Here is an 18395-nt window from a genome sequence, read left to right as displayed (position 1 = left end):
GAGGGACATGTCCAACGATTCGGCACCCGTGGTCGTCGGCGTCGACGGCACTCCGTCGTCGGTGACGGCCGCACGTTGGGCGGGCGCGATCGCGCACGCGTCGGCGTGCCCTCTGCACCTCGTTCATGCCGATCCCTACTTCGGGCACAGCATGTCCGACGCCGCAGCGGCCATCCGCGCTGCGGAGATCGCCGAACAGAGAGACACCGCCGCCGCGATCCTCAAGGCCGCTGAGGAGGCTGTCCGTGCCGACTTCGACGACTTGAGCGTCACGACAATGGATTTCGCCGAACCCGTCAGTGCCGTCCTCTCACGTCTCAGCGGTCATGCCCGGCTCGTCGTCGTGGGCGGCCCCGCGGTGACGCCCGCAGGCGCACTGCTGCTGGGGTCCACCACACTCGAGGTGGCGAGACGCGCGATGTGCCCGCTCGTCGCATGGCGGGGTGTCGCCGTGGCGCCGACGGTGCAACCCCTGGTCGTCGGGATCGACGGCTCGCCCCACGGTGACGCGGCCCTGGCGGCAGCGTTCGCGCTGGCGGATCTGTTCGGTGCGCCGCTACGCGTCGTGCACTGTTGGTCCACATTGGTGGCCCTCGACGAGGCGATCGCTCCCTTCCTCACGGACGGAAGCCGATTGGAGGCCGCGGAGCGTCGGGCGGTGACCGAATCGGTCGCTGCATGGCGCGCGCGCTACCCTCGCGTGGAGGTGACCACCTTCGTCGAACCGTACGGCCCGAGCCAGGCCCTGCTGGCGCACGCTGAGGGGGCACAGCTGATCGTGGTGGGCAATCGAGGACGCAACGCCCTTGCCGGCGTCCTGCTCGGATCCACCACCCTGAATCTCCTGCACCACTCCCTAGTTCCGGTCGTGCTGTGCCATTCAGCGACGGCGTGACCGATCGTGGACGAGCGAGACGTCGATCAACCGCTGCACGCCCTCGCCGATGCCCGCGGCTAGCTCGTCGACGCTCACCTCGGCGTCGAAGTCACCGATCAAGCCGAATACCAATTGGTCGGCATAAGTCATGATGGCGATGCCCGTCCGCAGCTGAAGTGCGATGGGCGGCACGGGCATCAAGGAGACTACCTCGCGGTCCATTACGCGTAGCCGCTCACGCGGCCCCGGAACGTTCGTCGCCACGGTGACCACGCCGCGCTGCGGAAGTCTGGTGAGCAACCGCACCGTCCATGCGGTGAGCGCAAACGGGAGACGGTTCGACCCCGCGACCATCATCCCGCCGGCTTGGCGCTGGCCGCTGGACTTCGCCGTCATCAAGCGGGTATGCACTGTGAGCAGTCGTTGTACCGGGTCGGCTTCCTCGATCGGGAGCAGAGGCAACATCACCGATACCCGGTTGTCGGGCTCGTGCAGGCTGTCGGCGGAGCGCAACGACACCGGTATCAACGTGCGCAACGAGTTTCGCTTCGGATCACGGCCATGCCGCAGCAGCGCCATCCGGAAGCTGTCGCTGATCGCGGCCAGCGCCACGTCGTTGATGGTCACCTCGAAACGCTTCCGGACCGAGTCGAGGTCGGCCAGCGGGACCCGGGCGGCGCTGTAGCGCCGTTGGTCGCTCACCGCGCCCGTGAGTGACGGCGCGGCGGGTGAGACGATCCCCGCGGCGATCTCGGCGGCTCCTGCCGTCACCCGGTACGCGGTGCGCGCGGCACTCGTGGACAGACGCCAGGATTCGGCCGCCCAATCGAGAGGATTCAAGCTGGGCAGACCGATTCGGGGCCGCCGCTCGACGGTCTTGCTGCCGTGGATGTCGGTGGCGAACGTCGCGGGATCGTCGCCATCGCACATCTGCATGAGGATGCTGCCCGCGGAGATGCCGTCGGCGATGCAGTGATGAATCTTGATCAGCAGCGCCCACTGGCCGTCGGCGACTCCGTCGATCATCCAGCATTCCCACAGCGGCCGGGTGCGGTCCAACTTCCGTTCCATCAGATCGGCGACGACGCGGAAGAGGGCCGGCTCGTCACCCGGGTTCGTCACCCCGGTGTGCCGGACGTGGTGTTCGATGTCGAACGCGGTGTCGGCGACCCATTCCGGCGCGCTCCAGTCCCACTGATGCAGTTTGACCACCTGGGTGCAGCGCGGAATCCTCTGCACGCGTTCGCCTATCAGTGCGACGAGGTCGGCGAAGGCCGGCGGCGGTCCCTCGAGGATCGACAGGGCGCCGATCGCCAGGCTCACGTGACTGTCGGAGTCCTCGGCCTCCAGGAATCCAGCGTCCAGAACCGACAAGCGCTCGTTGTGCATCCCGGTACTCCCTTCAGATGCGAAACCCCGGCGAAAACCCCACTGTCGCAACTTCGGCCTCGGCTGCACAGGGCCATAGGTCCCTGCGCCCCGATCGGAGACCTTTGGCAGTACCTCGCGGCCGAAATGCTCTGCCGGTGCCGGGGCGGGGCGTCGCATGATCGCGGCATAGCTCGATGGAGGAGTATTGATGAAGGCCGAGACCGGTGACTGGTTGGTGGTCAAGAGCGCAACGACGGGGCGTGCCGAGCAGCGTGGGCTGATCACCGAGGTGCATTCTGCCGACGGCACACCGCCATACGTGGTGCGATGGCTAGCCAACGATCATGACGCACTGGTCTTTCCCGGCCCGGACGCGGTCATCGTCACCCCGGGGGAGCAGCGCGCTGCAGATGAGCGCACGGATGCGCGACTTGGCATGATCCAGCGGGAGATGCGCCACGGCGGGGCGGCCGCGCCCGGCCGTTCGGCGCCGGGTCGATGAGCGAACGCACGGGCTACCACGCGACCTACCAGGCGAGCCTCGAAGCTCCGACGGCATTCTGGGCGGACGCCGCGAAGGCCGTGACGTGGACGCGTGAGCCCCGCAGGGTTCTCGACGACACCAGGGCGCCGTTCTACCGGTGGTTTCCCGACGCTGAGCTGAACACGTGCGCCAACGCCTTGGACCGTCACGTCGCCGATGGCCGCGCGAACCAGCCGGCGTTGATTTGGGACTCACCCGTCAGCGCATCGCAGCGCACCTACACCTACGGTGAGTTGCTCCACGAGACAGCCTGTTTCGCCGGTGTACTTCGGGGGTTGGGGGTCGCCAGGGGCGATCGCGTGGTGATCTACATGCCGATGATCCCCGAGGCCGTCATCGCCATGTTGGCGTGCGCCCGCATCGGCGCGGTGCACTCGGTCGTGTTCGGAGGCTTCGCACCACACGAACTCGCTGCGCGCATCGACGACGCCCGGCCCGGTGTGGTCGTGTCGGCGTCGTGCGGCATCGAGCCGTCCCGCGTCGTGCAGTACAAGCCGATGCTCGACGCCGCCCTCGACGCCGCGCAGTACCCGCCGCGGCACTGTGTCATCGTCCAGCGTGACCGGCAACGCTGCGACTTGAAGCCCGAACGCGATCTCGACTGGCATCAGCTGATGACGACGGCACAGCCGGTGGCCGCGGTGCCGGTCGCGGCGACCGACCCTCTGTACGTGCTCTACACGTCGGGGACCACCGGTACGCCGAAGGGCATCGTCCGCGACAACGGCGGACACGCCGTGGCACTGTCGTGGAGCATGCGCCACGTGTTCGACGTCGGGCCCGGGGACGTGTTCTGGGCTGCCTCCGACGTCGGCTGGGTGGTAGGGCATTCCTACATCGTGTACGGCCCGCTGTTGGTCGGTGCGACGACGGTGCTCTACGAGGGCAAGCCCGTCGGCACACCCGATCCCGGAGCCTTCTGGCGCGTGATCGCCGAGCACGGGGTGAAGGTTCTTCTCACCGCTCCGACGGCGATCAGAGCCATCCGGAAGGAAGACCCCGAGGGGCGATGCCTGGCCGAGCACGACCGCTCGACGCTCACGGCGCTGTTCCTTGCGGGGGAGCGTCTGGATCCCGATACGTACCACTGGGCACTCGACCGGCTGAACGTTCCGGTCGTCGACCATTGGTGGCAGACCGAGACGGGTTGGCCAATCGCCGCCAACCCCATGGGAATCGAGCCGCTGCCGTTCAAGGCGGGTTCGCCGACGGTCCCCATGCCCGGCTACGACGTGCACATCCTGCACCCCTCCGGCAGCAGATGTGAGCCAGGCGAGCAGGGCGCCATCTGCCTGCGTTTGCCGCTGCCGCCGGGGACTCTGCCCACTCTGTGGGGTGACGACGCGCGCTACGAGGCGTCGTATCTGTGCGAGCATCCCGGTTTCTACCTGACCGGTGACGGCGGCTATCTCGACGACGACGGCTACCTGTTCGTCCTGGGCCGCATCGACGACGTGATCAACGTTGCCGGACACCGATTCTCCACCGGGGCCATCGAAGCGGTGCTGGCCACACACCCCGCCGTGGCCGAATGCGCGGTGATCGGCGTCGCCGACGAGATCAAGGGCCAGGTGCCCCGCGGACTGGTCGTGCTTCAGGCGGGCGCCTCCGCCGAGGGCGTGGCAGGTGAGCTGGTTGCGCTGGTGCGTCAGGAGATTGGCGCGGTTGCCTGTCTGCGAGACGTCGACGTGGTCCCCGCGCTGCCCAAGACCAGGTCTGGAAAGATTCTGCGCAAGGCGATGCGCGGTATCGCCCACGGCAGGGATGAGCCCATTCCGTCCACGATCGAGGACCCGGCGGTGCTGCACGCTTTGCGCCCGATCCTGCAGTCGTAAGGCCCAAGGGCCCTCCACGAGGTGCCCTTCGGCCCATGTCGAGCGGCGGCCCACTGGATATTCTGCTCGGCATGACCTATGTGATCGGAAGCGACTGCGTCGACGTCATGGACAAGTCCTGCGTGCAGGAGTGTCCCGTCGACTGCATCTACGAAGGTGACAGGATCCTCTACATCCAGCCCGAGGAATGCGTGGACTGTGGCGCGTGCCGAATCGCCTGCCGGGTTGACGCGATCTACTACGAAACCGACGTGCCCCAGGACCAGCTCCAGCACTTGGCGGACAACGCAGCGTTCTTCCACGACGTCCTGCCGGGGCGGGATCAGCCGCTGGGGATGCCCGGCGGTGCAGAAGGGCTGGGCCGCGTCGGTGTCGACACTCCATTGGTCGCCGCGCTCTGAATTAGTGTCCGAACGTCTTCGCCAGGACCGCGACCTCGAGCAAGAGAAGGGCCAGACCGGCTAGCGGCACCACGATCCCGAACGTCCGCTTCGCCGTGAAGAATGAAAGACCTATCGTCACCAGCGCGACAATCGGTGCGCCGTAGGTCAATACGCCGAACCAGAGGTCGCCGGGCCCCGACTGTTGACACGCCTCGTCGGTACAGCCGGTCGTCGACGTCATCACCTGCCCGACCGCGTAGAGCATGACAAGGGCCGCCCCGGGGATGGTCAAGAGTGCCAGCAGCCAGTTGAGCCCGGAACGCCGGCTTACGACGCCGGTCTCACCGGCGCCCCGCACGAGATCTGTGTCGGGCATCATCGGCGACCTCTCCTGGATTCCTGACGAATTCGACCATCACCTCGGCGTCGGTCATAGAGCCGGAGGGCCCGTTTGCCCTGCCGACCCCTCGGGACCAAAGACCCGAATCGAGTGGCGAACGGCTCTGCCCCACGGCCTTCACCGCAGTTAGGTTCGGAAGCGATCGACGCCGGTCGTCCGACCCGACTAGGAGCCTCACGTGCACTCGCAGCGATTTCGACCATTGGTGTCCCAGGCGGGGCCGTTCGTGTCGATGTACTTCGACGATTCCCATGACACCGCGGACGCGCAGGCACAGCTGGAGACGCGCTGGAGCGATCTGCGCAAGGAGCTCGACGGCGTCGACGACGCCGTAGTGGCGCTCCTGGAAGCCGCCGTGCTGCACCGACGGCCGGTGGTGGGGCGGCGTGGCCGCGGCATCATCGCCACGGCCTCGGGTGTCGTGATCGACGAGGTCTTGTCGGTACCGCCGGTCACTGCGGAGGTTCGGATCTCCGAATATCCCCATGTAATGCCTTTCGTGGAGTTCGGCACCTGCCGTTCGCCCTATGTGTTCGCCTGCGTCGACCACACGGGCGCAGACGTCGTGGTGAGCAGGGGAACGCGAGGGTGGTCCGAGAAGATCAGCGCGTCGGGACATTCGGCACATCGGGGAACGTCGGGGGACGGTTACGCCGACACCTCGCCGCGAACGCTCGAGGCGATTCGGAAGAACACCCGCGCCGTGGCCGATCGGCTGACCGTGCTCGCCGACCGTGTCGATGCGAAGGCGGTCTTCGTCGCGGGTGCGGTTCGGTCTCGCACGGAGGTCGTCGCGGCCCTGCCGCCACGGATCGCTTCCTGCGTCACGCAACTGCCCGCGGCCGCCCGCGGCTCGGTGACCCAGCAGGTCGACATCGACGACGCCGTCGCCACTGAATTCGGGACGAGACGGGCGGGTGAGGACGCTCGGCACCGCGAGCACTTCGCGGGCGAGCTGGCCCGAGGATCCGGGCTCGCCGCGGAGGGAATGGCCGCGGTCTGCGCTGCCCTGCGCACGGGTGACGTCGAAACCCTGATCGTCGGGAAGCTCGGTGAGCAAACGGTTCTCACCGGTGCGGATCGGCGAACGGTCGCCCCGGACGCCGACACGCTATCCGAACTCGGCGAACCGGTGGCACGGGTGGTCAGGGCCGACGAGGCGCTGCCGTTCGCCGCCATCGGTTGCGGGGCGGCCCTGGTGCTCGCCGACGCGAGCTACGATCCCGCCGATGGCATCGGCGCGGTGCTTCGGTACCGGACCGGCTAGCCGTCCGCCTGCGGCCATCACCTGCGGTCACGCGAGGGCGAGGAACAGCTTCTCCAATTCCGCCTCGGTCATGGGCTTGGCACCGTCGGCGCCTTCACCGGTCAGGCATTCGCGGAGTCCCGTTGCCACGATCTTGAAACCCGCGCGATCCAGCGCGCGCGAGACCGCGGCCAGTTGCGTCACGACGTCCTTGCAGTCGCGGCCCTGTTCGATCATGGTGATCACGCCGTTGAGTTGCCCCTGCGCCCGCCGGAGCCGGTTCAACACGGCGCCAATGCTCTGCTCGTCGCCAACCATGCGTCGTCCTCCGTCAGTCGTCCTACTGGCACCTCCATGGTACCTACGGGGGTATAGACGTCGTCGGCGGACCGAACCATCCCGTCGGTGACGAAAGTCTCTAGCTCACATATACCGCCGGGGGTATGCTGAAACGCGTGGCCAAGATACCCAGTGGGGTATTGTCGGCGCTGGAATATAATACCCCCGGGGGTACTTGACTTAGGAGTAGGGGCATCGCCAAGATGGCGGTCCCGCACCTCGAGAAGGAAGACGAAGATGATCCTGCAGCAGTACTACCTGGACTGCCTGTCCCACGCCTCGTACCTGATCGGTGACGAGACCACCGGTCGGGCCGTCGTGGTCGACCCGCAGCGCGACGTGGCCGAATACATCGCCGACGCAAAGGAATTGGGCTTGACCATCGAACTGGTCATCGAGACCCACTTCCATGCCGACTTCCTGTCCGGCCATCTCGAGCTGGCCAAGGCCACCGGCGCGACGATCGTGTTCTCCTCGGTCGCCGAGACCGAGTTCGCGTCGATGGGCGTCACCGACGGGCAGCGCTATCCGCTCGGCGAGGTGATGCTGGAGTTCCGCCACACCCCGGGGCACACCCCGGAGTCGTTGAGCATCGTGGTCTACGAACATGCCGACGACCCGACTCCCTACGGGGTGATGACGGGGGACACCCTGTTCATCGGTGACGTGGGCCGCCCCGACCTGCTGGCCTCGATCGGGTTCACGCGTGAAGAGCTCGCCGACAAACTCTACGACTCGCTGCACGACAAGCTGATGACCCTGCCCGACGCCACGCGGGTGTATCCCGCGCACGGTGCGGGCTCGGCGTGCGGGAAGAACCTGTCCACCGACCTGTCCTCGACCATCGGCGACCAGAAGGCCACCAACTACGCGCTGCGGGCGCCGGACAAGGCGACGTTCATGGGCCTGGTCACCGAGGGCCAGCCACCCGCGCCGGGTTACTTCGTCTACGACGCCATCCTCAACCGCAAGGACCGCGGCCTGCTCGACGAGACCAAGATGCCCACCGCAATGTCCTACGAGCAGGTGCGGGCCGCGATCGACGCCGGCGCGGTCCTGGTCGACGGGCGCTCACCCGAGGAGTTCGCCATGGGGCACCTGCGCGATGCGATCAACATCGGACTCGAAGGTCGTTACGCCGAGTTCGCCGGGTCGGTGCTGCCGTCGGACGTCGACGTCGTGCTGTTCACCGAACCCGGCCAGGAACGCGAAGGTAAGAACAGGCTCGCCCGGATCGGTTTCGACCGGGTGATCGGTTACCTCGCAAAGCCGTTTCAGACGATGCTCACCCACCAGGGGGACGTCCACGTGGCCTCGCGGTTGACGGCCAACGCGTTCGACGAACGGGAGTCGCGGATCGGCGATCTACAGGTCGTCGACGTCCGCAACCCCGGCGAGGTCGAGGCCGGTGCCATCCCCAACGCGATCCCGATTCCGGTGGGTCAGCTGCCGTCCCGGCTGGCTGAGCTCAATCCCGCCAAGCCGACGGTGGTCTACTGCGCAGGCGGCTATCGGTCGTCGGTGGCGGCAAGTCTGCTGCGGCGCAACGGTTTCAATGACGTGAGCGATATCCTGGGCGGTTACGGCGCCTGGGCCGACGCACACCAAAACGCCTAATCGAACCTAGGAGACCCACCCCCATGACCATCACGACCAAACATCAGATCCTGATCGTCGGCGGCGGAACCGCGGGAATTACCGTGGCAGCGCGCCTGCTCCGCAAGGGCCACACCGACGTCGCGGTCATCGAGCCGTCGTCAAAGCATTACTACCAACCGCTGTGGACCCTGGTGGGTGGTGGGCAGGCCAACGCGTCGTCCACCGAGCGCGCTGAGTCCTCGGTGATGCCCAAGGGTGCGACGTGGATCAAGAAGGCCGCCGCGGCGATCGACCCAGAGCAGAACACCGTCAGCTGCAGCGATGGAACGAATTTCGAGTATGACGTGCTCATCGTGTGTCCTGGAATCCAGCTCGACTGGAATCGCACCGAGGGTCTCGAGGAGACCCTGGGACACAACGGGGTGTCGTCGAACTACCGATACGACCTCGCACCGCGCACCTGGGACCTCATCCGAAACACCCGTTCTGGCAGTGCCGTTTTCACCGTTCCCTCCGGCGCGATCAAGTGTGCGGGCGCACCACAGAAGATCGCGTATCTGGCCGCCGATTACTGGCGAACGCAAGGGGTGCTCAAGGACATCGACGTCCACCTCGTCATGCCGGGGGCGCGGCCATTCGGGATTCCGGCGATCGCGGACAGCCTCGACAAGGTCATCGCCGACTACGGCATCACCTTGCATACGAACTCCGAAGTCACCTCCGTCGACGCAGCGTCACGCAAGGTCGGCATCACCAGCGTCGCCGCCGGCGGGACCGACACCATGCTGCCCTACGACGTGTTGCATGCCGTGCCAAGGCAATCGGCCCCGGACTGGGTCAAGTCCAGCCCGCTGTCGACCGGTGACGCCGTGGGTTACGTCGACATCGACAAGCACACCATGCAGCACGTGCGGTACCCGAATGTCTTCGCCCTCGGAGACGCCGGTTCGTCGCCGAACTCCAAGACCGGCGCCGCGATCCGCAAGCAGGCCCCCGTGGTCGTCGACAACGTCGACGCCTACCTCGGGCAGCGTGCGCTGTCGGCGTCCTATGACGGGTATTCGTCGTGCCCGATCGTCACGTCGTCGCACGCGATGCTTCTCGCCGAGTTCGACTACGACCTGAACCTGGAGCCATCGTTCCCCCTGCTGAACCCGACGGTTCCCCACCGCGCGTACTGGTACCTCAAGAAATACGGGCTTCCGTTCATGTACTGGAATCTCATGCTCAAGGGCCTCGCGTAGTAATCCGATTGCGGCACAACCAAAGGAGACTGCCATGACCATCAAGAATCTCACCCGCGTCGACTTCGAGACCACCATTGCCGACCATTCCATCGTGCTCGTCGACTTCTGGGCCTCGTGGTGCGGGCCGTGTCGCGCGTTCGCGCCGGTCTTCGACCGGTCCGCCCAGTCGCACCCCGACGTGGTCCACGCCAAGGTCGACACCGAAGCCGAGCAGCAGCTGGCCGGGGCCCTGGAAATCCAGGCGATCCCGACGATCATGGCGTTCCGCGACGGCATCCTGGTCTACCGCCAGCCGGGCGCGATGCCGGCTGCGGCCCTCGAGGACCTCATCGCCAGGGTCAAGGCGCTCGACATGGCCGAAGTACGCGCCAAGGCCGCCGCCGCGACTGCCTGACCGAATCTATAACCAAACTAGGAGAATCCATGTGCTACGCCGAGAAGTGCCCCACCTGCGGTAAGACCGGCTGGGCCGGTTGTGGCGAACACGTCGACGACGTGATGCGCTCGGTTCCGGTGGCGCAGCGATGCACCTGCGCGCCGAACTCCGCGCCGCAGCCACATGCCACCACGGCGAGCTCCTGGGGGCGCGGCATCCGCGGTCACCAGACCCTCCTGTCAGAGGAGAACTAAGATGGCCCTTGCAATATCCACCACACTGCGCGCCTCGTTCGACGATGCAGTGAAGATGACCCGAAAAGAACTGTTCGAACAAGGATTTGGCGTGCTCACTGAGATCGACGTCAAGGCGACACTGAAGGCGAAGCTCGGCGAAGACATGGAGAACTACCTGATCCTCGGGGCGTGCAACCCGGCACTCGCGCATCGGGCGGTGAACGTGGACCGACAGATCGGGCTCCTGTTGCCGTGCAACGTGGTCGTGCGCTCGGACCCACACGACGACGGCGCGGTGATCGTCGAAGCGTTGAATCCCGAGATCATGGTTCAAGTGGCTGATCACCCCGGCCTGCGCGAGGTCGCCGACGACGCCGCAGCCAAACTGCACGCTGCGATCGACGCACTGTCGCACAGCGCTCAGGCCACGTGACGAGAACCCGCGACGTGCGGGTGAGAGGCAATCGATGAGCATCGGAATCGCCTTGGCCCTTGGCGTCGTCATTGGCGTGCTCCTGGGACTGCTCGGCGGTGGCGGATCCATTCTCGCGGTGCCCGCGCTGGTCTACGTACTCGGACTTGGCATCGAGCAGGCCATCCCGATGTCGCTGATCGTGGTCGGCACGGCCTCGGCAGTGGGCGCACTGCCCAAGATCCGCGCCGGGCAGGTGCAGTGGCGCCTGGCCGCGATCTTCGCTGCGGCCGGCATCCCAGCCACCTTTCTCGGTACCGCCATCGGGAGACACCTACCCCAACCCGCACTGCTAATCGGCTTCTCGGTGGTGATGGTGTTGGCGGGAATACGGATGCTGCAGGACAACGGCGACACCGGGACTGCCTGCAAGGTCGGCGATTCCGGTATCAACTGGCGCCGCTGTGCCCCGAGATCCATCCCCGCCGGGTTCCTCGTCGGTCTGCTCACCGGTCTCTTCGGCGTCGGAGGTGGCTTCCTGATCATTCCGGCCCTGGTGTTGATGCTCGGAGTGGAGATGCCGATCGCCATCGGCACATCGCTTCTCATCATCGTCGCCAACTCGGCAGCGGGGGTCGTCTCGCACGTCAGTCAGGGCGGCATCGACTGGTCCATCACCGGCGCATTCGTCGGTACCGCCATCCTCGGTTCGCTGATCGCTGGCCACTACGGCACCAAACTCGACACCCGACGACTCCAACATTGGTTCGCCTACTTGGTCTTCGCCGTAGCGGCCTATGTGCTCGTCGACACCGTCTTCATCCACTAGGAAGCCGGGGAGGCCGTCAGCACGCATTGTCGGGGGAGCGGGAACCAGCGCAATGATTCGACGTGCGCAGGCAGGCTGGTGATGTCATCGGGGGCCTCGTCGGGACGGGTGTCCAGCAATGCGCGGGCATCACGGAGATGATCGGCGAGGGCTGATTCGCTGAGGGTATCGCAGTCCGTCGGGCATATCAGGGCGCCGGAATCGTCGTAGGAGAGATCGGTGAGGCGAAGGGGTGGCTCAATGGAGCCCATCCGGTGGTGCCACAGCCCGGTGTCTGGATGGAAGACGTAGTCGGTGAGGAGGCGGTGACCAAATGAGGCCAGTAGTTCCACGGCGTCGATCAGGTAGTCGCGCACGGTCTCGGAGATGAAGTAGTTGAAGTTGATCCGAGTCCAACCGGGTTTGATTCCCTCACAACCTGACTCGATTACGTCGCGATAGGCGCGAGAATGCTGCGCGTCGATGGTCAGAAGCCGATGCCCGTAGGGGCCGGCGCAGGAGCAGCCGCCGCGAGCCTGGATGCCGAATAGATCGTTGAGCAGACTTACGACGAAGTTATGGTGCAGATAGCGCTGAGCGCCGGAACGGATCCGAAAGGAGACGATGGAAAGCCGTTGAGCCTCAGGATGTCCGAGGATCTCGATGTTCGGGTGGGTCTGCCAGCGGTCCAGGGCCCGACACCAAAGTTGCTGTTCGCGCTGCTCGATGAGGTCGGTCCCGACGGTGTCCTTGAGCGCGAAGACCAGCCCAGCCCTGATCGATTCGATGATGGCCGGGGTGCCGCCCTCTTCGCGGGCGACGGGGTCGTCGAGGTAGCGGTGGTCTGTCGCGTCGACGAATGCGACCGTTCCGCCCCCCGGCGCGGTTGGTACCACGTTGCGCACCAGCTCTCGGCGGACCACCAGCACACCGGGGGTCTGAGGCCCGCCGATGAACTTGTGCGGCGAAAGGAAGACGGCATCCTTGTGGTCATCGCGACCGGAAGCGCTGTTTCGCATCCGAATTGGGACGTAGGGACCGGCAGCTGCGTAGTCCCAGAAGGACAAGGCGCCGTGCGCATGCAGTAGGGCGGCGATCCGGTCGGTGTCGGATAACACCCCTGTGACGTTGGAGGCGGCAGAGAAGCTGCCGATGCGTAATGGTCGGTCGGCATAGTGGACGAGCCGTTGCTCGAGTTGCCCTAGATCGATGTGTCCGTCGGCATCATCGTCGATCACGACGAGCTCGGCAATGGACTCCCGCCATGGCAGCTCGTTGGAGTGGTGTTCGTAGGGGCCGACGAAGACCACCGGGCGCTCCTGTTCGGAGATCTGATCGTTCCATCGGTATCGGTTGGCCAGGCTGCGCGGGATGCGCAATTCGAGGATGTCGACCAGCTTGTTCACCGCCGCCGTCGCGCCGGATCCGCAGAAGATCACCAGATCGTCCTCGGTGGCGCCTACTGCGGCATGGATGATTTGGCGCGCGTCTCGCCGTAGCACTGAGGTCTGTAGCCCGGTGCCGGAACTTTCGGTGTGGGTGTTGGCATAGCGCGGTAACACGTGTTCTCGGATGAAGTCCTCGAGGAAATCCAGTGATCGCCCAGATGCGGTGTAGTCGGCATAGGTGATCCGGCGTCGACCGTATGGCCCGTCGAGGACCGCGTCCTCGCCGATGACGCCCCGCCGGACCCGCTCGAGGAGGGCAGAGGTCGGTAGCGGCGACGCCGGATCGCCCGGACCCCTGGCGGTGGTCGTCACGTGGTCACCCCCCTCTCGAATGACGAATGAGGACTTTGCCACCGCCAGTGTGGTTCCTGTAAGTGGTTCCACACCAGGGTCATTAGTCTCTGCTGCTTCATGCCGCAGCCGCATATGTTGGGCGCATGACCGAGTACGAACACCACACCGCCGTCCTCGACGAGCTCAAGCCGCAGCATCGTGCACTTCGGCAGATGATTCCCGAGGTCTACGACGGGTTCGGCGCGTTGAGCCGAGCCGCAATGGGCACCGGCGCAATCGAGGCCAAGATCAAGGAACTGATGGCGATGGTGATCGGAGTAGTAGAGGGTTGCGACGGATGCATCGCGTCCCATGCGCGGGCTGCGGTCCGCACAGGCGCAACGAAGCAGGAGGCGGCCGAGGCCATCGGCGTCAGCATCATGATGCATGGTGGTCCGGCCACCATTTACGGCGCACGCGCCTACGCCGCCTTCTGCGAGTTCGCTGATCCCAGCGACGAGCAGTCGACGTGACCGGGACTGGTTTTGCCCCGGCCTCGCCATGAGTCGCCGGGGGAGCGCGGGCATCAGATGACGGTGCCCGCCGTACCGTCGTCGCGAATCACGGGTCGTCCGCATTCCTGCCACACCCCCATGCCGCCGACCAAGTTGTAGACGGTAATCCCGACCGTCGCGAGTTTCGTTGCCGCCACACCGGATCGGTTGCCCGACCGGCACACCGTGACGACGGGAGCGGTCCTGTCGAAGGTGAGCGGGTCGAGGTCGCCAAGTCGCACGTGGACGGCGCCGGGAGCGTGCCCTGCTGCCCACTCGTCGTCCTCGCGAACGTCGAGCAGGAGGGCGCCGGAATAGTCGACGAGCCCCATCGCCCCGGCCGGATCGACCTCAAACACGTCCATCACCCCTTGCTGCTCACGCGGATTGCGGCTTCGATGTCGTCGGCGGCTCGGGTGCTTCTGAGGTGGTCACGTGGTGCCTTCCGAAGTGCTGTGTACCTTCACGCATAGTATACCCCCTGGGGTATAGTATCGCACAGCTTGAGCGTGGCGGAGATGTCTGGTGCATCACGGGTCGGGTGTCAACCGGCTGGGGAAGGTCCGGCGTCGGCGTCCATCGGCGTTGGCGCCGCCGCCTCGACTTGGCTCCGCGGCTGATACGCGGGACGAGACCGGACTTTCAGCGGCCACCAGAACCAGGGGCCGAGCAGTGCTGCGATGGACGGTGTCATCAGCGAACGCACGATCAGGGTGTCGAGCAGTAGGCCGATGCCGATGGTGGTGCCGCCCTGGCCGACATTGAGCAGGTCGCCCGAGACCATGGATCCCATGGTGAAGGCGAACACGAGGCCGGCCGCGGTCACCACACTGCCGGTGCTGCCCATGGACCGGATGATCCCGGTGTTGATGCCGGCGCCGATCTCCTCCTTGAATCGTGATACCAGCAGCAGGTTGTAGTCACTGCCGACGGCCATCAGGATGATCACGGCGAATGCGAGCACGATCCAATTGAGATCGATGCCCACGATCCGCTCCCAGACCAGGACCGACAGACCAAATGCGGCGCCGAGCGACAACACGATGGTGCCAACGATCACCAATGACGCGACCAGCGCCCGGGTAATGATGATCATGACCAAGAAGATGAGTGTCAGAGCCGCAAACGCAGCGATCATGGTGTCGTACTTCGCGCCCGACTGGATGTCTCGGTAGGTTGCCGCGGTACCGGTCAAGGTGATCTCCGCAGTGGCGAGGGAGGTGCCCTTCACTGCCTCGTGTGCCGCCACGAGTTCGTCGTCCACCGTCGAGATGCCCTGCTCGGTAGCCGGATCGACGTCGTGGGTGATGATCAGGCGCGCCGCCTTCCCGTCGGGCGACAGGAACAGCTTCAATCCCTTCTGAAAGTCCGGGTTGGCGAAGACCTCCGGCGGGAGATAGAAGTAGTCGTCGCTCTTCGAGGCGTCGAAGGCCTCGCCCATCGCGGTGGCGGTGTCGGTCATCTGCTGCATCTGGGTGATGAGTCCGTCGAAGCTGCTGTGGATGGTCTGTAGGGTCTGCTGCATCGTGGTCGCGGTCGCGATGATCGGCGGGAACTGCGCGACCATCTGCGGAGTCAGCGCATCGATGTCGTCCATGCCATTCGTCAGCTCGTTCATGTCGCTCAACAGTGTCGCCATGTTGTCGCTGAGAGTGGACACGCCGTCGATGGCGTCGAACGCCGACCGGATGCCCCAGCACGCCGGAATGTTGAAACAGTTTGGGTCCCAGTAGAAGTAGTTGCGTACCGTCCGCGCCTCGTCGTCGAAGTCAGCCAGATGGTCGCGCATCGTGTCCAACGACGTCTTGAGCGTGTTCGCATCGTCGACCGTGCGGTGAGTGGTGACGACCGTGCGGTGGGTGGCGTCCGAGAACTGGCGCATCAACTCGTACATCCGCCCCATGGACGTGACCATCGCGCCCAGGTTGTCGGACATCGTGTCGATGTCGCCCACGCGCTGCTTGAGGAACTGCAGGTTCTGGGTGATGGGTACCGACTGCATGCTGACTTGATAGGGGATGGAACTGTGCGCGATCGGCGAGCCCAGCGGCCGGGTGATGCTCTGCACCATGGCGATGCCGCGGATCCGGAACAGTGACTTGGCAATCCTGTCGAGCACGATCATGTCGGTGGGATTGCGCATGTCATGGCTGGAGTCGACCATCAGGATGTCGGGGTTGAGTCGTGCTGCGCTGAAGTGCTTTTCGGCCGCCGTGTATCCGACGTTGGCCGGCACGTCGGCGGGAATGTAGTGACGATCGTTGTAGCTGGTCTTGTATCCGATCGTGGCGAGGAGACCGAGAATGGTGATCGCGGTCGCCACGGCGAGAATTGGTTTCGGCCAGCGGACGGTCGCCGTACCGATTCGTCGCCAGCCCTTGGTCTTCATCGTGCGTTTTGGGTCCAAGAGGCCGAACCGACTGGCCACCACGAGAACGGCAGGCGCAACGGTGAGCGACGCCGCGACGACCGTGATCAGGGCGATCGCTGACGGATACGCCAACGACTTGAAGTAGGCCAGCCGCGTCAGCCGCAAGCACAGCATGGCCCCCGCGATGGTGAGCCCCGAACCAAGGATCACATGAGCGACGCCGTGAAAGGCCGTGTAGTAGGAAGTTTCCGGATCTTCGGCATTCTGGCGCGCTTCCTGGTACCTACCGATGAGAAAGATCGCGTAGTCGGTTCCGGCAGCGATCGCCAAGGCCGTCAGAAGAGGAACCGAGAACGTCGAGAAGTCGATCACGCCGAAGTGGCCGAGCAGAGCGACCGCGCCACGCGCCGAGCCCATTTCGATACCGACGATGGCCAGGATGAGCAGGACCGTACTGATCGACCGGTAGACGATCAACAGCATGATCGTGATGACGATCATGGTGACGACGGTCATCTTGACCATGCTCTTGTCACCGGTCTCGAGCGAGTCCGTGGTCAGGGGTGCAGGGCCGGTGACGTAGACCTGCACCCCGGCCGGCGGTGGTGTCTGATCGACGATGTCGCGCACCGCTTCCACCGATTGATTGCCAAGGGTGCTGCCTTGATCGCCTGCGAGGTTGAGTTGGACGTAGGCGGCCTTTCCGTCGCTGCTCTGCACCCCCGCGGCGGTGATGAGGTCGCCCCAGAAGTTCTGGACGTGCTCGACGTGTCGGGCGTCCTGTTCGAACTTGCCGATCAACGTGTCGTAGTACCGGTGCGCAGTGTCGCTCAGCGGTTGATCACTGGTCAGCACCACCATGGCAATGCTGTCGGAGGTGGACTCCTGAAACTTCGTGCCCATCTTCTTGGCGGCGATGACCGAGGGCGCGTCCTGCGGTGACATCGAGACCGCATTGTGCTTGCTGACCGATTCCACCTGCGGCAGCAACAAATTCAGCCCGGCGGTGATCGCGACCCAGATCAGGATGATTGGTACCGCCCCACGCCGGATCGTGCGGGGGAGGAATGGACGGGTGGAGTCCGCGCTCATGCGGCCTTGTCCAGACAGAAGGCCTGGGCGTCACGGCCCTCTGCGTAGTGCTCCGCGACCACCCTGTCGTCGACGAGGATGCGGCAGCCTAGGGATTCGCCATCGCCCTGGGCCACTACGTTGGCCAGGATCCCGGGATCGGTGGTGGTGACACTCACCGACCAGGGCAGAGTCGCGAATGTCGCCTCCTGCGTCTTGCCCTTGTCGTCGAGATAGCTGACCCGGCCGGTTGTCGTTCCTGGCCCGATGATCTCGTAGGTCACGCGCTTCGTGTTGAACGGCACGATCGCGTCCACCTGCTCCGACGCGGCGGCATAGGGCTGATCTGAGTCGAAGAAGGTGCGCAGCCTGCCGACGATGGCCAAGGCAGCGGCTAGAGCAATCACGACCACCACGACCACCCAGAGCCGTTTCAAGAGACCCGCTATCGACTTCATGGTGCGCTCGTCGAGCCGAACGGGTCGTGTCCCGAGTCTGTCGCCGTTTGCATTGCGCCAGAGCGAAAGTCAAGTCGGCCCGTTTGGTTCACGCCTCATTAATACCATAGGGGGTATGGTATAAATAGTCCATGACTGCATCGGCAGGTGAAGGTGTGAGCGATGCGTCCGACCGTGGTTCGCGTTGCGACACAGTGCCGGCAGCTGCCCTGAACCGACTGCGACGTGCCCACGGGCAACTCGGCGGCGTCATTGCAATGATCGAGAACGGGCGCGACTGCAAGGACGTCATCATCCAACTCGCCGCGGTATCGAAGGCGCTGAATCGCGCTGGCTTCACGATCATCGCAAGCGGTCTCCGAAGATGTATCGACTCGCCCGACATCGAGACCGGTCACGCCGAGAGGTTGACGGTCGAACAGCTCGAGAAGCTCTTCTTGAGCTTGGCCTGAAACGCTCCGAGAGAAGGGGATCCCATGTGTCGCGCAGTCAAGTGCCGCGTCTGCGGAATGACCACGTGGTCGGGTTGCGGAATGCACGTCGATGC

20 protein-coding genes are annotated in these 18395 nt (G+C 65.1%); 13 read left to right on the top strand and 7 right to left on the bottom strand.

The annotated features are described in order from the left end of the window. Window positions 1-7 precede the first annotated feature (7 nt). Window positions 8-895 (top strand): universal stress protein, encoded by an 888-nt coding sequence (locus QUE68_RS20705; protein WP_284235410.1) that lies wholly within the window; start codon window positions 8-10, stop codon window positions 893-895. On the opposite strand, the gene QUE68_RS20700 is transcribed toward QUE68_RS20705, so the two are convergent. Then, the gene (locus tag QUE68_RS20700; RefSeq protein WP_284235411.1) at window positions 881-2266 is read right to left on the bottom strand and encodes a wax ester/triacylglycerol synthase family O-acyltransferase; all 1386 of its coding nucleotides are present in this window, start codon (window positions 2264-2266) and stop codon (window positions 881-883) included. The genes QUE68_RS20705 and QUE68_RS20700 overlap by 15 nt on opposite strands. A 190-nt stretch (window positions 2267-2456) precedes the next feature. On the opposite strand from QUE68_RS20700, the gene QUE68_RS20695 reads away from it, so the two are divergent. The 3 genes from QUE68_RS20695 to fdxA all read left to right on the top strand — a co-directional run bounded on the left by QUE68_RS20695 (window position 2457) and on the right by fdxA (window position 5028). Then, a complete protein-coding gene (locus tag QUE68_RS20695; protein ID WP_284235412.1) occupies window positions 2457-2750 on the top strand; it encodes a DUF1918 domain-containing protein in 294 nt (97 codons plus the stop codon). Further along, window positions 2747-4627, top strand: a complete 1881-nt coding sequence (locus QUE68_RS20690) for an acetate--CoA ligase (protein WP_284235413.1) — start codon at window positions 2747-2749, stop codon at window positions 4625-4627. The genes QUE68_RS20695 and QUE68_RS20690 overlap by 4 nt, the downstream gene beginning before the upstream one ends. Before the next feature lie 71 nt (window positions 4628-4698). Beyond that, entirely contained in the window at window positions 4699-5028 is a 330-nt protein-coding gene (gene fdxA, locus QUE68_RS20685; RefSeq protein WP_284235414.1) for a ferredoxin, read from the top strand. 1 nt (window position 5029) lies between these two features. Here the strand turns inward: fdxA and QUE68_RS20680 are convergent, their stop codons facing one another. Next, window positions 5030-5386, bottom strand: a complete 357-nt coding sequence (locus QUE68_RS20680) for a hypothetical protein (protein ID WP_284235415.1) — start codon at window positions 5384-5386, stop codon at window positions 5030-5032. Window positions 5387-5588: 202 nt separating this feature from the next. Between QUE68_RS20680 and QUE68_RS20675 the strand changes: the two genes are divergently transcribed. Further along, window positions 5589-6677, top strand: a complete 1089-nt coding sequence (locus tag QUE68_RS20675) for an Rv2629 family ribosome hibernation factor (RefSeq protein WP_284235416.1) — start codon at window positions 5589-5591, stop codon at window positions 6675-6677. Between the two features lie 27 nt (window positions 6678-6704). Here QUE68_RS20675 and QUE68_RS20670 read toward each other — a convergent pair whose 3' ends face one another. Continuing rightward, complete coding sequence (locus QUE68_RS20670; protein ID WP_284235417.1) at window positions 6705-6974, bottom strand: metal-sensitive transcriptional regulator; 270 nt, start codon at window positions 6972-6974, stop codon at window positions 6705-6707. Window positions 6975-7232: 258 nt separating this feature from the next. Here QUE68_RS20670 and QUE68_RS20665 point away from each other — a divergent pair, with 258 nt between their 5' ends. From QUE68_RS20665 to QUE68_RS20640, 6 genes are read left to right on the top strand one after another with little or no spacing between them, the layout of a single operon-like run. Continuing rightward, window positions 7233-8612, top strand: a complete 1380-nt coding sequence (locus tag QUE68_RS20665) for an MBL fold metallo-hydrolase (RefSeq protein WP_284235418.1) — start codon at window positions 7233-7235, stop codon at window positions 8610-8612. A gap of 23 nt (window positions 8613-8635) precedes the next feature. Beyond that, window positions 8636-9838: an NAD(P)/FAD-dependent oxidoreductase gene (locus QUE68_RS20660; protein WP_286274331.1), complete on the top strand. Its 1203-nt coding sequence runs from the start codon at window positions 8636-8638 to the stop codon at window positions 9836-9838. Window positions 9839-9872: 34 nt separating this feature from the next. After that, window positions 9873-10235: a thioredoxin gene (gene trxA / locus QUE68_RS20655; protein WP_284235419.1), complete on the top strand. Its 363-nt coding sequence runs from the start codon at window positions 9873-9875 to the stop codon at window positions 10233-10235. Between the two features lie 29 nt (window positions 10236-10264). Beyond that, window positions 10265-10471, top strand: coding sequence for a hypothetical protein (locus QUE68_RS20650; RefSeq protein ID WP_284235420.1), 207 nt, complete (start codon window positions 10265-10267; stop codon window positions 10469-10471). Window position 10472: 1 nt separating this feature from the next. Beyond that, window positions 10473-10886, top strand: a complete 414-nt coding sequence (locus tag QUE68_RS20645; protein ID WP_284235421.1) for a DUF302 domain-containing protein — start codon at window positions 10473-10475, stop codon at window positions 10884-10886. A 34-nt stretch (window positions 10887-10920) separates the two neighbouring features. After that, window positions 10921-11694, top strand: coding sequence for a sulfite exporter TauE/SafE family protein (locus tag QUE68_RS20640; RefSeq protein WP_284235422.1), 774 nt, complete (start codon window positions 10921-10923; stop codon window positions 11692-11694). On the opposite strand, the gene QUE68_RS20635 is transcribed toward QUE68_RS20640, so the two are convergent. Continuing rightward, the gene (locus QUE68_RS20635) at window positions 11691-13433 is read right to left on the bottom strand and encodes an aminotransferase class V-fold PLP-dependent enzyme (protein WP_284235423.1); all 1743 of its coding nucleotides are present in this window, start codon (window positions 13431-13433) and stop codon (window positions 11691-11693) included. The genes QUE68_RS20640 and QUE68_RS20635 overlap by 4 nt on opposite strands. 125 nt (window positions 13434-13558) lie before the next feature. On the opposite strand from QUE68_RS20635, the gene QUE68_RS20630 reads away from it, so the two are divergent. Next, on the top strand, window positions 13559-13927 hold the full coding sequence (locus QUE68_RS20630) for a carboxymuconolactone decarboxylase family protein (protein WP_284235424.1): 369 nt from the start codon (window positions 13559-13561) through the stop codon (window positions 13925-13927). Between the two features lie 53 nt (window positions 13928-13980). On the opposite strand, the gene QUE68_RS20625 is transcribed toward QUE68_RS20630, so the two are convergent. From QUE68_RS20625 to QUE68_RS20615, 3 genes are all read right to left on the bottom strand, one after another. Next, window positions 13981-14313, bottom strand: coding sequence for a rhodanese-like domain-containing protein (locus QUE68_RS20625; RefSeq protein WP_284228101.1), 333 nt, complete (start codon window positions 14311-14313; stop codon window positions 13981-13983). A gap of 179 nt (window positions 14314-14492) precedes the next feature. After that, window positions 14493-17411, bottom strand: coding sequence for an MMPL/RND family transporter (locus QUE68_RS20620; protein WP_284228100.1), 2919 nt, complete (start codon window positions 17409-17411; stop codon window positions 14493-14495). After that, a complete protein-coding gene (locus QUE68_RS20615) occupies window positions 17408-17848 on the bottom strand; it encodes an MmpS family transport accessory protein (protein WP_284228099.1) in 441 nt (146 codons plus the stop codon). The genes QUE68_RS20620 and QUE68_RS20615 overlap by 4 nt, the downstream gene beginning before the upstream one ends. 131 nt (window positions 17849-17979) lie before the next feature. On the opposite strand from QUE68_RS20615, the gene QUE68_RS29545 reads away from it, so the two are divergent. Then, window positions 17980-18300 (top strand): metal-sensitive transcriptional regulator, encoded by a 321-nt coding sequence (locus QUE68_RS29545; protein WP_284228098.1) that lies wholly within the window; start codon window positions 17980-17982, stop codon window positions 18298-18300. Window positions 18301-18395 lie beyond the last annotated feature (95 nt).

This window comes from Mycolicibacterium sp. TUM20985 (assembly GCF_030295745.1).
GTDB lineage: Bacteria > Actinomycetota > Actinomycetes > Mycobacteriales > Mycobacteriaceae > Mycobacterium.
This window is presented reverse-complemented; position numbering and strand designations above follow the sequence as displayed.

Excerpts from the sequence above, each read along its gene's own strand:
- QUE68_RS20705 (WP_284235410.1), top strand. The coding sequence starts at position 8 with ATGTCCAACGATTCGGCACCCGTGGTCGTCGGCGTCGACGGCACTCCG.
- QUE68_RS20700 (WP_284235411.1), bottom strand. The coding sequence starts at position 2,266 with ATGCACAACGAGCGCTTGTCGGTTCTGGACGCTGGATTCCTGGAGGCC.
- QUE68_RS20695 (WP_284235412.1), top strand. The coding sequence starts at position 2,457 with ATGAAGGCCGAGACCGGTGACTGGTTGGTGGTCAAGAGCGCAACGACG.
- QUE68_RS20690 (WP_284235413.1), top strand. The coding sequence starts at position 2,747 with ATGAGCGAACGCACGGGCTACCACGCGACCTACCAGGCGAGCCTCGAA.
- fdxA (WP_284235414.1), top strand. The coding sequence starts at position 4,699 with ATGACCTATGTGATCGGAAGCGACTGCGTCGACGTCATGGACAAGTCC.
- QUE68_RS20680 (WP_284235415.1), bottom strand. The coding sequence starts at position 5,386 with ATGCCCGACACAGATCTCGTGCGGGGCGCCGGTGAGACCGGCGTCGTA.
- QUE68_RS20670 (WP_284235417.1), bottom strand. The coding sequence starts at position 6,974 with ATGGTTGGCGACGAGCAGAGCATTGGCGCCGTGTTGAACCGGCTCCGG.
- QUE68_RS20665 (WP_284235418.1), top strand. The coding sequence starts at position 7,233 with ATGATCCTGCAGCAGTACTACCTGGACTGCCTGTCCCACGCCTCGTAC.
- QUE68_RS20660 (WP_286274331.1), top strand. The coding sequence starts at position 8,636 with ATGACCATCACGACCAAACATCAGATCCTGATCGTCGGCGGCGGAACC.
- trxA (WP_284235419.1), top strand. The coding sequence starts at position 9,873 with ATGACCATCAAGAATCTCACCCGCGTCGACTTCGAGACCACCATTGCC.
- QUE68_RS20650 (WP_284235420.1), top strand. The coding sequence starts at position 10,265 with ATGTGCTACGCCGAGAAGTGCCCCACCTGCGGTAAGACCGGCTGGGCC.
- QUE68_RS20645 (WP_284235421.1), top strand. The coding sequence starts at position 10,473 with ATGGCCCTTGCAATATCCACCACACTGCGCGCCTCGTTCGACGATGCA.
- QUE68_RS20640 (WP_284235422.1), top strand. The coding sequence starts at position 10,921 with ATGAGCATCGGAATCGCCTTGGCCCTTGGCGTCGTCATTGGCGTGCTC.
- QUE68_RS20630 (WP_284235424.1), top strand. The coding sequence starts at position 13,559 with ATGACCGAGTACGAACACCACACCGCCGTCCTCGACGAGCTCAAGCCG.
- QUE68_RS20625 (WP_284228101.1), bottom strand. The coding sequence starts at position 14,313 with ATGGACGTGTTTGAGGTCGATCCGGCCGGGGCGATGGGGCTCGTCGAC.
- QUE68_RS20620 (WP_284228100.1), bottom strand. The coding sequence starts at position 17,411 with ATGAGCGCGGACTCCACCCGTCCATTCCTCCCCCGCACGATCCGGCGT.
- QUE68_RS20615 (WP_284228099.1), bottom strand. The coding sequence starts at position 17,848 with ATGAAGTCGATAGCGGGTCTCTTGAAACGGCTCTGGGTGGTCGTGGTG.
- QUE68_RS29545 (WP_284228098.1), top strand. The coding sequence starts at position 17,980 with ATGACTGCATCGGCAGGTGAAGGTGTGAGCGATGCGTCCGACCGTGGT.